Source organism: Streptococcus sp. C150 (assembly GCF_000187445.1).
Lineage (GTDB): Bacteria > Bacillota > Bacilli > Lactobacillales > Streptococcaceae > Streptococcus > Streptococcus raffinosi.
The window spans coordinates 202643-216013 of the sequence record NZ_GL698449.1 but is presented as its reverse complement, the minus strand read 5'-3'; the positions used below and the strand labels follow the sequence as shown (position 1 = coordinate 216013).

At 42.6% G+C, this 13371-nt stretch carries 10 protein-coding genes and 1 riboswitch; all 10 genes read right to left on the bottom strand.

Annotation, left to right across the window (positions count from 1 at the left end; genetic code table 11):
* Nucleotides 1-28: 28 nt before the first annotated feature.
* On the bottom strand, nt 29-1408 hold the full coding sequence (gene glmU, locus HMPREF0848_RS01005) for a bifunctional UDP-N-acetylglucosamine diphosphorylase/glucosamine-1-phosphate N-acetyltransferase GlmU (RefSeq protein WP_008534047.1): 1380 nt from the start codon (nt 1406-1408) through the stop codon (nt 29-31).
* A 264-nt stretch (nt 1409-1672) separates the two neighbouring features.
* Nucleotides 1673-4333, bottom strand: coding sequence for a magnesium-translocating P-type ATPase (mgtA, locus tag HMPREF0848_RS01000; protein WP_008534046.1), 2661 nt, complete (start codon nt 4331-4333; stop codon nt 1673-1675).
* Between the two features lie 224 nt (nt 4334-4557).
* A riboswitch (M-box (ykoK) riboswitch) is annotated at nt 4558-4713 on the bottom strand.
* 462 nt (nt 4714-5175) lie between these two features.
* Nucleotides 5176-6180, bottom strand: a complete 1005-nt coding sequence (gene fni, locus HMPREF0848_RS00995; protein WP_008534045.1) for a type 2 isopentenyl-diphosphate Delta-isomerase — start codon at nt 6178-6180, stop codon at nt 5176-5178.
* A gap of 48 nt (nt 6181-6228) precedes the next feature.
* Nucleotides 6229-7224 (bottom strand): phosphomevalonate kinase, encoded by a 996-nt coding sequence (locus HMPREF0848_RS00990; RefSeq protein WP_008534044.1) that lies wholly within the window; start codon nt 7222-7224, stop codon nt 6229-6231.
* Complete coding sequence (mvaD, locus tag HMPREF0848_RS00985) at nt 7217-8161, bottom strand: diphosphomevalonate decarboxylase (RefSeq protein WP_008534043.1); 945 nt, start codon at nt 8159-8161, stop codon at nt 7217-7219. Before mvaD ends, HMPREF0848_RS00990 begins: the two co-directional genes overlap by 8 nt.
* The gene (mvk, locus tag HMPREF0848_RS00980) at nt 8143-9021 is read right to left on the bottom strand and encodes a mevalonate kinase (RefSeq protein WP_008534042.1); all 879 of its coding nucleotides are present in this window, start codon (nt 9019-9021) and stop codon (nt 8143-8145) included. The genes mvaD and mvk overlap by 19 nt, the downstream gene beginning before the upstream one ends.
* Before the next feature lie 241 nt (nt 9022-9262).
* Complete coding sequence (locus tag HMPREF0848_RS00975; protein ID WP_008534041.1) at nt 9263-10579, bottom strand: FAD-containing oxidoreductase; 1317 nt, start codon at nt 10577-10579, stop codon at nt 9263-9265.
* A gap of 160 nt (nt 10580-10739) precedes the next feature.
* Nucleotides 10740-11531, bottom strand: coding sequence for an alpha/beta fold hydrolase (locus tag HMPREF0848_RS00970; RefSeq protein ID WP_008534040.1), 792 nt, complete (start codon nt 11529-11531; stop codon nt 10740-10742).
* A gap of 39 nt (nt 11532-11570) precedes the next feature.
* Complete coding sequence (locus HMPREF0848_RS00965) at nt 11571-11936, bottom strand: hypothetical protein (RefSeq protein WP_008534038.1); 366 nt, start codon at nt 11934-11936, stop codon at nt 11571-11573.
* A gap of 236 nt (nt 11937-12172) precedes the next feature.
* Complete coding sequence (ald, locus tag HMPREF0848_RS00960) at nt 12173-13285, bottom strand: alanine dehydrogenase (protein WP_008534037.1); 1113 nt, start codon at nt 13283-13285, stop codon at nt 12173-12175.
* Nucleotides 13286-13371: the final 86 nt, after the last annotated feature.

The following is a 13371-nucleotide window of genomic DNA, read 5'->3' as shown; positions in this document are numbered from 1 at the left end:
GTCGCCATTAGGTGACCTTCATAAAGCCTTATCGCTGACTTGGGTGATGAGGTTTCTTCACCGCATAACCCTCTTTATTGACTTGACGACCACGCCCAATGGCTACACAGTCAGCTGGTACATTTTCAGTGATGGTCGAACCGGCCGCTGTGAGGGCACTATCTCCGATTTCAAGCGGAGCAATCAAGGTTGAATTACTTCCGATAAAGACGTTATCGGCAATTTGTGTCTTGAACTTATGTTGACCATCGTAATTGACTGTTATAGTACCTGCACCAAAGTTAACATTAGAGCCGACTTCCGCATTGCCAATATAAGTTAAGTGTCCAGCCTTGGTATTTTCACCGATAGTTGATCCCTTAACCTCAACAAAGTTCCCAATGTGAACGTCTTTCTTAAGCGTAGAGTCAGGGCGAACATGAGCAAATGGTCCAATAGTAACACCATCTTCAACCACTGAATGCTCAATCATAGAGTGGGTGATGACTGTGTGGGCACCGATTGTAGAGTCAACAATGTAGGTACCATTGGTAAGCACTGACTCTGCACCAATCTTTGTTTGACCTTTTAGTGTCACATTTGCTTCAACCACAACGTCCGGTTCAATTTCCACATCTACATCAATGTATGTGGCATTTGGATTTTGGAAGGTTACACCATTGACCATGTGAGCCTTGTTGATACGACGACGCATGACATCTTCCGCTGTTGCCAGGGCAACACGGTCGTTAACCCCAAGACTTTCTTCAAAGTCACGAAGAGTGAAGGCACCTACTTTTTCACCATTTTCTCGGAAAATAGAAATGACGTCTGTCAAATAATATTCTCCTTGCGCATTGTTAGTGTTGATATTTTTTAACGCTTCAAAGAGACGTTTATTGTCAAAAACATAAGTCCCTGTGTTGATTTCTTTGACTTGTTGTTCGAACTTGTTGGCATCTTTTTGCTCTACAATCTTAGTCACTTCGCCATTTTCATTACGGATGATACGACCATAGCCAAATGGATTGTCCGCTGTCGCTGTCAGGATAGTGGCAACATTTTTATGATTAACGTGGAAGTCAATAAGATTTTTGAGGCTTTCACCTGTAATCAAAGGCGTATCCCCAGCAATGACAAGCGTTTGCCCTTCAAGTCCAGCCAACTCATCTTCAGCCATCATTACTGCGTGACCAGTCCCCAACTGCTCTGTTTGCATTGTAAAGGCAGATTGACCCTCCAAAACCTCACGAACAAGCTCAGCCTTATGACCAATAACAGTAACGTTTTTAACTGGATCGATGGCTGAAACTGCACGGAAAACATGCTCAAGCATGGTGATACCTGAAACCTTGTGCAATACTTTTGGAAGATCTGATTTCATGCGAGTTCCTTTACCCGCAGCAAGGATAATAGCGTAATTACTCATGTGTTTATTCCCTCTTAATTGTGAATTTTAGTACTTTTCTCCTACTACCCCATGTAATAAAGAAAGCACTCTTTACAGTTTCTCCTAAGCAAGAGAAACTCCCCCATTTTCTATTGATTCTGTTCAATGAGACCCTTTTTCAACATTCTAAATTAGAGTTTCTCACCATCCATAATCGTCTTATTATACCATAAATGAAAAGGTTTTGGCAGAATGAAAGGTAATGAAAAAAGAGCTGACGCTCTTTTTCTAAGTATAGTTATCCTATAACCATTCTTTGTATTTCTTAATATAGATATGCTTCACAAAGGTAACACTAAGCATATACAAAGTAATGATGATAAACAAGAGAATGAAATAGAGACCGTTTAGATGGCTGAGTTTTAAGAGACCAGCCAATGGACTGTATGGAAGAGAAGTCACAAAGAAAGCAGCAAATAAGGTTGTCACAACAACTGATAGTGCTGGGTGACTTTGAATAAATGGTAGTTTTGGTGAACGTAACATGTGGATAACCATGGTTTGAGACCACATAGATTCGATAAACCAACCTGTTTGGAAAATAATGATAAAGGCTGCTGCTTCTGGTGAACCATGAACATAGCCATGCCCCAAAATCATTGGCACAATGATGAAATAGAGCAAGATATATGTCAAAATATCAAATACGGACGAAATAGGTCCTATCCAAGCCATGAAACGCATGATTGATTTGGCTTCCCAGATATGTGGCTCTTTAAGAAATTCCTTGTCCACATTGTCAAATGGAAGGGCGATACAAGAGATATCATAGACAAGATTTAGGACAATCAAATGCACAGGTGCCATTGGTAGAAATGGTAAGAAAATGCTGGCAAAGAGGAGAGAAAAGATATTCCCGAAATTTGAAGAAACGGTCATCTTGATATATTTAGTCATATTAGCATAGACCTTCCGTCCTTCAACCAAACCTTTTTCCAAGACCATTAAATCCTTATCAAGCAAGATAGCATCTGCAGTTTCTTTGGCGATATCAACAGCTGTATCCACAGAAATCCCCACATCTGACACCTTCATGGATGGGGCATCGTTGATACCATCACCCATATAGCCTACCTTATGCCCATTTTCCTTAAGGCTTAGGATAATTCGTGCCTTTTGGTCTGGAGATAACTTAGCAAAGACTGTTGTCGTTTCCACAGCCTTAGCCAAATCTTGATCTGACATGGTATCAAGATCACTTCCAAGTAGAATGTGCGTCACATCTAGACCAACTTTTTCACAGACAGCCTGTGTCACCTTATCATTGTCTCCAGTCAAAATTTTTGTGGTCACACCATATTCCGCCAAAGCCTTGATAGCAGGTGCTGCTGATGGCTTTGGTGGGTCAAGGAAGGCAAGATATCCCGTCAAAATCATATCACTTTCATCTTCGACACTAAAGACGTCATTTTCATTAAGCTGTGATTTGTAGCTAACACCGAGAACACGCAAACCTTGTTCATTCAACTGTGCAACTTCCGCAAGGACTTCCTCACGAACATCGTCAGTTAATGGGATAATGTCTCCCTTGTATTCCACATAGTTAGAAACAGAGAGCATTTCTTCAAGGGCACCTTTTGTCACCATGCTAACAGATCCATCAGTGTCTTGAACAATGACACTCATGCGACGACGTTCAAAATCAAAAGGTAGCTCATCAATCTTTTGGAAGGTCTGGTCAAGGTCACGAACGATGTCATGTTTCTTAGCTTCTCTTTCAGTTCGGCTAATAATGGCACGGTCCATAAGATTTTTTAAGCCAGTTTGGAAATAAGAATTAAGATAGGCTCTCCGAAGTACTGATAGGTCAAGGTCACCATGGATATCAAGAGGGTACTCAAGAACGATTTCATCCTGAGTCAGGGTTCCTGTCTTATCCGTACAAAGGATGTCGATAGCCCCTAGGTCTTGAATAGCATTAAGCTTTTTGATGACCACCTTTTCCTTGGCCATAATGATAGAACCCTTGGCAAGACTGGCTGTGATAATCATCGGCAACATTTCTGGGGTCAAACCGACTCCCACACTAAGGGCAAAGACGCCGGCTTCAAGCCAGTCCCCATCTGTTAAACCGTTAATCACAAAAACAACAGGAACCATAACCAACATGAGTCGAATCAAGAGCCAAGAAATGGAATTCATCTCACGTTCAAATGAAGTTGGTTCGTCATAAGTATTGATGGTCTGCTCAATTGCTCCCATCATGGTTTCATCACCAACAACTAAAACCAAGGCTGTTGCACGACCAGAGATAACATTAGTTCCCATGAAAGCAAGGCTCTCACTTTCAAGCAGGCTCTCTAGATTTTGACCATCTGCTTTAGCCAGACAAGCTTTTTCCACAGCATCGCTTTCACCTGTCAAGCCAGACTGTTGAACAAAGAAATCACGAGAATCTAGTAAGACCACATCAGCCGGAATCATATCTCCCGCACTTAGTTTGACCACATCTCCAACCACAATTTCATCAATTGGGATTTCTTGCTCACTGCCATCTCGAAGTACTGTTGCTGTATTGACAATCATGCGAGACAAATTACTGGCAGCCTTGTCGCTACGAAGTTCTTGAATAAAACGGATACCACCAGATATCAAAACTAGAGTGACAATGATGATAGAAGTCGTTGGGTCTTCTTCACCCGGTTTAGCAAGCCAGACATTGGTGATAAAGGAAACCAGAGCAATGACTAAGAGAATAACAGTAAAGGGATTGATGATAGATTCATAAATCTTTTTGATGATAGAATCCTCTTGTCCTTTGGTTATGACATTTTCCCCATAAAGGTCACGGTTTTCTTCTACTTGGTCTTCCTTCAAGCCATCCAAATGAGTCTTGTAGCGAGTAAGGGTTGTTTCAAGTGGCTCTTGAAGAGCAGCAATAAGTCTTTCTTTATTTGTTGACATTGGAATCTCCTTATTTAATCAGGAGCCAATCACTTATAGAGTCCCTAAGACACTAATCAGCGATTGACTGGTTAGGTGCGGTTCGGGGTGATCGTCGATTAGTCTCATAGGTTTCTCCTTTCATTTTTTTACATAGTGGGTGGACCTCAGACAAAAGAAAAGAGTCCTACCCATATACAGGTAAGACTCTATAAACTCGAGGTTGATTTTTTAATAGATTCTGTCAAAAAATGGACCGTTCAAGCTTTAGCTCCCCAAGGCGATGAAATGAGCTTAGTCTTGACCTTGGCGATCAGGACTGTTGACCAACGAGTAGTGTCTCCACTGCTTTGCGGTAGTCATCCGTATCCTTGTGGTAGCCTCACCTACCGTATTTCACTGAAAATAATACTCCTAAGGCGGTAACTTGTCAAGGGGAAAAGTTACTTTTTGCTTGAGTGGGTAATAAAAAAAGAGCTTCCGCTCTTTTTTGTAAGATATTCTTTTGTAAAATGTATTTTTTTAGACTTTCCTTAAGTGAGTACGGACGTCAGAGAACTTCTTCGAAGCTCCATGACTAATTTTTGAGCCTCTTCACTTTTTAATTTCTAGGCTCAGGCTAAAACAGTTCCCCAAACTGTTTTACTCTCAAAAATTCCGAGTTCTAGAAATACAAGTATTTCTAGAACTTTTCTCACAGCGGAAAGTCTCGTTAAGTGCTCGCTTTGCTCGCTAGAAACAAGTCAAATCAAGAATGTCATTATTATCCTTGACCGGTGTTAAAATGATGTCTCCATAATATCATCGCCTAGAGAAATTGTTTTACCATCTTTAAAAATTAAAAAATAGCACTTGGCTCTTTCCTACTTCTCTTGTTTGATATAAGTCCCTTGTAGCTTACCATGTAAGATGTAATCCACAGATTTGAGCTCATCAACAGTCCGACAATCAAGGGCACACATGATGAGACGAAGGTCGTCTTTCCAGCCATTAACGACAGCCACAACCTTATCCACAGGGTAACGTTCTACCAATTCAAGGACTGTTCGTGAGAGGCCTACACCTTTTGCTCCTAGAACCAGACATTTAACCATATCAAGTGGATTGCGCACGCCACCAGAGGCTAAGATTTCCACAGCTTCACGAAGGTCTTGGGTTTGCAAGAGGGTCTGAACCGTACTTTGTCCCCAGTCATTGAGGTAATCACGGTTGCCGCCTCGACTATTTTCAATATAGGCGAAGCTAGTCCCACCACGACCTGAGATATCCACAGTTTTGATGCCCTGAGACATGGCGTAACGAATGGTTTCCACATCCATACCAAAGCCGACCTCCTTGAGGACAAGTGGGCAGTCTATTTTCTGTGCATAAGCCGCCACATTTTCCTTCCAGGTATGGAAAATACGCTCTCCTTCAGGCATGAGGAGCTCCTGCATAAGATTAACATGGAGCTGTAAAAAGACTGGGTTCATAGCTTCCACCGTCTTAATGCCCAGGTCCACAGACTTATCCACACCGATATTGGTCGCAAGGTCTAAGTCTGGAAACTCTTGACGATAGTCAAAGGATTCTGGTGTCTCTCCCTTTAGAGCAGCACTATAGGAACCCGTTACCATGAGAATACCCGTTCGGCTGGCCACCTCAGCTAGTTTTCGATTGACAGCGCCACCTTTGGCAGAACCACCTGTCATGGCATTGATATAAAAAGGAAATTTCCAATCTCGTCCCACAAAATGTGTGGACAAGTCAATCTGATCTAAATCATAAGTCGGTAGAGACTTGTGGATAAGTTCCATATCGTCAAAACTATTGTAGGGCGATTGGTACTTAAGGGCATAACGGATGTGATCGTCTTTACGATTTGTCATAGGTTATTTCTTTACTTTCTTGCGTGATAATGTCTACTTAGCTGACCCCTAAACCTCATACAAGAGCTCTATGCCTGCCTGTTGCCAGCGCTTAACTAGAATATCTCGGCTGGCTTGGTCAAAGGCAAAGGCGATACCACAGTCACCACCACCTGCTCCAGAAGACTTAGCAATAGCATCGAGTCCTTGCTCTGCTTCTTTGAGTTTTTTCAGCTTGTCCACATAAATATCTGGACTAAGCGATTCCAACTGGTCACTGACAGCTTGGAGGCTGCTCTTAAGTAAGGTCTTATCTCCTGTTTCCAGAGCCTTGATGGCAGCTTGAACAGCCACTTCGGTTTCAGTTAGATACTGGCTTGATATGCGAGATTTGGCCATCTTAACCATGTCTTTTGAAATAGCAGCTTGCTTGGTCCACCCCACCAAAAAATGAGCCTTGAGAGCTGGTACTATAGGTCTGATACGATATCCCCAGTCTTTTTCCAAAAGCTCTGATAAGGTCACTTGATTTATTAGCTCTGCTATTTTTGCACGGTCAAAGGAACGATAGGCAACCAAATCCTCGTATACGATACAAGCTAGGTCCCCCATAGAACCATTGTCTCCTTGCTTGAGGAGGGTGTAGCTAGCTAGCTTAAAGAGAATGTCTTTAGATAAGTCTTTCTGAAGGACTGCTGCCAAGGCCTTGAGGGTCAATACCACAACAGAACCCGAAGAACCGATACCAAATTTAACCCCATCACGTTCCAACTTTCCTGTGATGGAAAGGTCTAGATTAGGTAATTCCTCACCACAATATGCCTCAAAAGTATTCAAGGCCTCTTGAATGAGAGCATAATTTGCGTCTGGCTCTCGACCAACACTGTAGTCAAACATATCTGAAGACAGCTGTGTGCTTGGAGCTTCCTTGACCTCTGCTGACATGAAAATAGGAATAAATTGGATTAGGGCCGTTTGACCATGTGTTAAGACTGAATATTCTCCAGCAATGTAGAGTTTCCCACCTGTTTTTACGCTGGCCTGAATGACTGAGGGCTTAGGCATCTGGCAACTCCTTGGTGCGTGAAACAATGACCTGATAGTCCTTACGGAAGTGGTCTGCTAGGCGGTCTAGGTCTTCTTCCAGACAGAGCACCTTAACGTTTGGCCCCGCATCCATAGTGAAGTAACACTGTTCACCAGAGGCACGGAGGGCCTTAACCTTATCCATAGCCTGATAGGAAGCATCCGTCAGATATGAAAATGGAGGGTTGGCCGTACTTGTGGTTTGATGCATACGAAGGGCATTAGCTTCAGTGAGCTCGCCGACCGCTTGGAAATCATTTGTTTTGAGATAGGCCAACATATCCTTGTAATCTAGCACAGACTGTTTAATCCACTCTGGGAAGGAGGTCGATGTTTCGGTACACAATTTCATACCATCACGACTTGATACGGGTTTCTTTTGATCTGTTAAAACTAGCATAATCATGGCTAATTTGAGGTCTGTTTCAACTTGGTAAACCTCACCACTATCTTTGTCCCAGGCTGCCAATGGTCCAAAGAAAGAACGTGATGATGATCCTGAAGCAAACTTGGCAATTTGAGCCAATTCAGACTGCGTTTTTCCGACTTGAAAGAGCTCGTTTGCTGCCTTAACTAGGGCAGAAAGTCCTGAGGAACTTGATGATAGACCCGCAGCTGTTGGCATATTGTTCCAAGTTTCAATCTTGACATGCTGGTTGGGATTAGTACGGAAGAAATCTAAAACCTTGCTGGCCTTGGTTGTTTCTTTTTCCCCTTGGAGCTCGTCATCAATATACATAACATCACCGGTCGCATCCTCAGGCAGAAAGGACAACTTGGTTTCCGTATACATATTTTCCAAAGTCAGTGAAATACTACTAGTTGAAGGAATCATACGCTTGGTATCCGCCTTACCCCAGTATTTGACAATAGCAATATTTGCGTACGATTTGACGCTTACAGGCTTTCTATCCACGTGTTTACCGCTCCTTTTTCTTGAAGTTTTTTAGCAATCGTTTGGGCTTGATTCTTAGTACTTGTCAGGGCAATAATACAGCCACCCAGTCCTCCACCTGACATCTTGGCCCCGAGCGCACCCTGTTCCAGAGCAGTCGCTATGAGCAGGTCAGACAAATCGCAGGACACACCTAAAGATTTAAGGTGATTATGGGCTTGCGACATAAGCTGCCCAAGAAGCTCTTGATCCTTGGCCTTGAGGGCTCCTTCCGCCCTCTGACTTAATTCGCCTAGCTGATTTAGGTCTGATAAAGCATCTAGTCCGATAGCCTCAACCTTTTCCACGGCCTCACGGGTGTTTCCATGAATGCCCGTGTCTGCGATAACTAGATAGGCACCTAGATCAACCTCGATTTCCTTGAAGCCAATATTACGGGTAAAGCTGATAGCTCGGTCACTCAGACAAGTCTTGGCATCTAAACCGCTGGGCTTACTGTGGGCAATGGTCTCCGCCTGATGGACCAGCATTTCCAAGGTCTCTCGGCTAAGCTCCTGTTCAAAATAATCAAAAACCGCACGAATCGCTGCAATGGCAACCGCTGCAGACGATCCCATGCCACGCTTTTCAGGGACGCTAGACTTAATAGCATAGCTAATAGGCTGATTCTTGATTTCCAGATAATTAAGCGCTGAAAAAATCGCTGTCGTCAAGGGATCCTGAGCCTTGAGCGTCAAAGGAGTATCAGCCGCCTGAATCTGACAGACAACCTCAATGTCCTTGAGAGGGAGAGCAAGGGCAGGATGACCATAAACGACCGAGTGCTCACCCATCAAAATAATCTTACTGTGGGCCTTACCCACTCCTACTTTCTTAGTCATAAGTTACACACACTCACAGACCAACTGGCAAGCGAGTGTCTTTCTACGTTTTTCATACGTTTTTTAGTGGTGACTCAAGGTCTATCAATCATTCAATGCAGACAAAGAGCACCAATCTAAAGAATTTTCTTATAGCACTTCTATCTTATCATCAAAGCGCAAAAAAAGCGACATCTAACCTAGAGTGTCGCTTTGTATTAGAGTGATGTTTTCAAAAAAGAGCCTCTCGGCTCTTTTCATCTTATATCGCAAACAAATCATTTAGGTTCTCAGCCATAGTTGGGTGAGTAAAGATTTGTTTAGCCAAATCTGTATATGGAATGTGATGGTTCATCGCTAGGGTAATTAGATTGATAATTTCATGAGATTCTTGACCAAAGAGGGTCACACCCAAGATTTCCTTAGTTTCAGGATTTACCACAGCTTTGAAGGCACCACGCAAATCACCGTTTACATGACCACGAGGCATGCCAGCAACTGGAAGTTCCTTGACAGCAACTGGTCCACCTGCTGCTCTGGCTTGGTCTTCAGTAAGACCAACTTGTGCCAAAGGTGGGTTGAGGAACATGGCAGTTGGAACTACTCCACGTGTTTCAAGGTTATAGCTACCATCCCCTGTCAAGTAATTAAAGACAATACGGAAATCATCTAATGAAATATAAGTGAATTGAAGGCCACCATTAACATCACCCACTGCAAAGACACCCGGAACACTTGTTTCCAAATGCTTATTAACCTGGATACCACCACGCTCAGTCAAGGCAATATCGGTGTTTTCCAAGTGAAGGGGTTCAATATTAGGCTTGCGTCCTGTCGCATAAAGGAGCGCATCAAAACGGAAGTCTCCTTTATCAGTAACAACGACAACTTCATCACCGTCATTCTTAACTTCAGAAGTTTTAACACCTTGCTCAAAGACAATGCCGTCCTCTTCCATGTATTCCTTGGCCAACTTAGCAATAGATGGCTCCACACGTGGCAAGAAGCTAGTCGCTGCATCCAAGACAGTCACTTGGCTTCCCAAACGGTTATAAAGGCCAGCAAATTCAAGCCCGATATTACCACCACCTAGGACACCCAAGCGTTTAGGCAAGGCTTCAAGGGTTTGAATACCAGTTGAATCGTAGACATGCTCAGCTGTTGTCAAGCCAGGAATAGGCAAGACATTAGACACAGCACCTGTATTGATGACAATAGTCTCAGCTGTAAGCTCTTGGCGGTCATCACCTGCCACTACTTCAATAACCTTATTTGACACAAAATGTGCCTCTGCATCAATGACATCAACGCCATTATCGGCCAACATTTTATAATTCTTAGCGTTAAGACGACCAGTCACCGCACCACGTTCTTTCATGGTATCGTCAAATGACCAGCCCTTTTCGGCCGCTACAATCATAGTCTTGGTTGGGATACAAGCAATATTAATGCAAGTACCGCCATACATGGCTTTGCTGCGTTCGATGACAGCAACTTTCTTACCAGCTGCATTCATCTTAGCAGCCAGAGTTTTACCGGCTTTACCGAAACCGATAACAATCAAATCATAGTTCAACATTTCTGTATCCTCCTATCTATTGCCATTCTATCATTTAATTTTTCAGACTGCACATATCTGAACTGGAAAATAAAAAGGCTACAGCTTTTGCCATAACCGTTTTCATATCTTATATCACTGGAGATATAAAGACTCTTTAAAAATGAGTTTTCTGAGTGATTTATTGCAGGAATTCTAACAAAACTTGGTTGAAGCGTCTGCTTTCAATATAAGCCGCATGCCCCAATTTGTCAAATTCATAATAAGAAGCATTTGGAATCCCATTTGCCAGCTCCCTGGCGCCATCCACACCCAGAACTAAATCGTATTTGGCTCCCAGAACAAGGGTCGGACAAGTAATTTTATCAAGCGAACTATAGCAATCAAAGGCTAGAATTGACTTGGCTAAACAAACAAAGCGATGGCGTTTTTCTGTACTTACAGACTTCAAAAATAATCTGTTAATCACATATAATTTCTTTAACACAGGTGACGAAAATGATTTACTCACGGAATCCTTATTGAGCTGGTCCATTTCTCCATTTTCTGCCATCTCTATCCACCCTCCGACGGTTTCTCTACTGATGGTATTATTACGAGAGAGTGTCAGCGCTAATACTAGCTTTTTCACCTTTTGAGAATACTTGATAGCAAATAACTGAGCAATCATACCTCCCTGTGATATGCCTATGATAGAGGCATTAGCAATATGCAATACTTCCAAAGAATGATAGAGGTCATCAGCCATATTCTCAATAGTAATGTCTTCTTCGATATGGTCCCTTCTATCAAAAATATAGACCTTGTACTCCTTAGCATATTGATAAAACAAGGCGTAAGTGGCAAGATTGGACAGTTCACTTAAACGTTGCAAACTTAATCCCGTAATAATAATGAGAGTTTTGTCTCCCTTACCAAAAGTGACATAATCTACACCTGGGTCTGACAAATGATTTCTTTGGATGGTGAACATTATCTACAGTCTTTCATTGAAATGTCTAGGTTTTAGGTCTTATCGAGATAATGGCATATCATTTGAAGCCATGATGACATCACTCACCAAGACGACAAAGAAAAGCTGCCAGGTGATGAAAGCCATGAAGTCTTCACTTTTGAAGAAAATCGGTGCAACCCCTAATAGAATTAAAAAGGCAGCATTTTTTCGAAGGACCTTTTTAAACGTCTGCCAAAACACTCTGAAAGAAATGTTTGCTCCAATCTTACGAGCTATCACCATATGATAAACAATCTCGAGAAAAGCAACCACACCTACCGTAGTTAGAACCTTAGTAAATGGTAGAGCCATCTGAAGTCCTAGATAAAGGACAATCAGCTGAGCCAAAACAATCGACACCATAACACGAATATGATTAGCCATGATAAAAACCTCCTAATAAATTGCATGCCAAAGCAAGAACAAATAAGCATTTTTAGTAGTCATTACTATAGTATTTACCTACTCATTATACCATAAAACAAATCTATAATTAGGAGTCATTCTACCATTATCAAGCTTAGTAGCTATAGCCATATCAAACGGTAAAACACTGAATATCAAAAAGGAGTCCCACCAAATCATGGCGTGGCTCCTCTGTTATTAGGATAGATTGATCCTTATAGCAATTCGTCAATTGACGTGTAATTTCTGTTTAATCCTTCGGCAACTGGTTGGCTAGTGATGTGTCCTTGGTAGGTTGTTACACCTTGACGAAGACCTTCATCATTTTGAATTGCCTGTTTGAAGCCTAGTCCTGCCAGAGCTTCAATATAAGGAAGGGTAACGTTGGTAAGGGCAATGGTTGATGTACGTGCCACGGCTCCTGGAATATTGGCAACGGCATAGTGAAGGACACCGTGTTTTTCATAAACTGGTTCATCATGAGTCGTTACACGATCCGCTGTTTCAATAACCCCACCTTGGTCAACCGCTACATCCACAATAACAGAACCAGGACGCATCTGTTTAACCATTTGTTCAGTAACTAGTTTAGGCGCTTTAGCACCTGGAATAAGGACCGCTCCAATAACCACGTCAGCATCACGGACACTTGCTTCAATATTGAAAGGATTTGACATCAGTGTTTGAATTTGACTACCAAAGACATCTTCAAGGACTGACAAACGTTTGGCGCTAATATCAAGAATCGTTACTTGGGCTCCGAGTCCAAGCGCAATACGGGCTGCATGTGTCCCTACGACACCCCCTCCGATAATGGTAACCTTACCTTTAGGAACACCAGGCACTCCTCCTAGAAGCACACCAGAACCACCCTCTTGCTTAGTCAAGAAGTGGGCACCAATTTGTACAGCCATGCGTCCTGCAACTTCACTCATTGGAACCAAAAGTGGCAAGTGGCCTTCTTGATCACGAACCGTTTCATAGGCCACACCTGTTGTCTTGGCATTAACCATTGCATCTGCCAAACCCGGAGCTGCTGCCATGTGCAAGTAGGTAAAGAGTAAAAGATCTTCACGAAGGAAGCCATATTCTTCAGCAAGTGGCTCCTTAACTTTAACAACCAGTTCTGCTGCCCATGCTTCTGCAGCAGTCGCAACGATTTTAGCACCTTGATTGGCATAATCTGCATCCGCAAAACCAGAGCCAAGGCCTGCATTTGTTTCGATTAACACGACATGTCCCTTAGCCACAAGACTTTGGACACCAGCAGGTGTTAGCGCCACACGATTTTCATTATTTTTGATTTCTTTTGGGATACCAATTAACATATTTTCTCCTTACTTGGAAGTCATAAGGCAAAGGATTCCTATAAAATACTTGACCACTTCCTAACTTATTTTTAAAATGATAACGC